This window comes from Haloferax sp. s1, assembly GCF_058382125.1.
The window spans coordinates 1-1027 of sequence record NZ_JBZRPK010000099.1; the positions used below are offsets into that span (position 1 = coordinate 1).

Consider the following 1027-nt stretch of genomic DNA (forward strand, 5'->3'; position numbering starts at 1 on the left):
CGGCCGGGGTTCGTCCGTCAAGCGCTTGGTGCAGTCTCTGAAGATTATAGTATTGCGCGAATCGGTAAGCCACTCGCGGACGCTCGCGTGACTGCCCACCCACGAATGCTCGAAGGGTCACCCAACGAGGGTTCGTCTGTATCTCGTCATCTGTTCTCGAACGTCGCATCAGGCTCGGTCCCTTTCCGGTAGAACTGGAAATCGCACGAGTCGGCGCCTTTCGCGATGGTTTGGGAACGACGAAACACCGCGTCGACGTCATCTTCGATAAGCGGGTAGCCAGCGAGGTCGTGATCACATCCCAGTTTCGCGAGTTCGGGATACCCAAACGCGTGTGCAATCTGGACGTTTGCGCACGACCCAACCATAATCTGGCAATGGTTTGGTTCGTCGACGAACTCCTCCATCGGGTAGTTGTCGTCATCCGCGAAGATACCGTAGTTGTAGCGTTTGAACGCCTCAAACGGATCGGTGAATTCCTGGAGCTCCTCAACTGGATAGAGGTCGTACATCTGGTATTGCGCCGATGTCTGGACGATCGTCCGGAGGAAACCGTACGCTTCGTCCGCGTCCGTCCAGTTCGAATGCGTCTCGTACATCCCAACTATCATCGGGAAGTCGTTCGCAAATTCCGAACTGTAGTCGGCCGCTAGTCTCATTCCTTCGGGGTTCCGTCGCTTGACGAGGACGCTCCGGACCAGCGAGAGAGCCAGGAAAACGATTCCTTTGAGAACCCCGAATTCTTTACGAACCGCGCGCAGGACGATGCGAGGCATATGCCGTCTTCCGTTTGGAGTGACGCCGGTGATACCGTGGCCGTATCCGTCGAGTTCGGTCACATCTGAGAGGGGACGTTCTCCAGTCATTCGTGCCCTCCCGTCATCGAATGTCCGTCGGTGCCTGGCTGGACCGAAGCCCCCGACCGTCGCTTCCGTTCTCGGCGTCCCTGGTAGAGTCCGTAGCTGAAGCCCACGATGAGGACGACGTGGAGGGCGACGAACGCCCAGATTTCGACGACGAAGAGGGG

General features: G+C 57.8%; 1 protein-coding gene. It reads right to left on the minus strand.

The window, feature by feature from the left end:
- Window positions 1–146: 146 nt before the first annotated feature.
- Window positions 147–866, minus strand: coding sequence for an L-2-amino-thiazoline-4-carboxylic acid hydrolase (locus tag QT222_RS00685; RefSeq protein ID WP_004060501.1), 720 nt, complete (start codon window positions 864–866; stop codon window positions 147–149).
- Window positions 867–1027 lie beyond the last annotated feature (161 nt).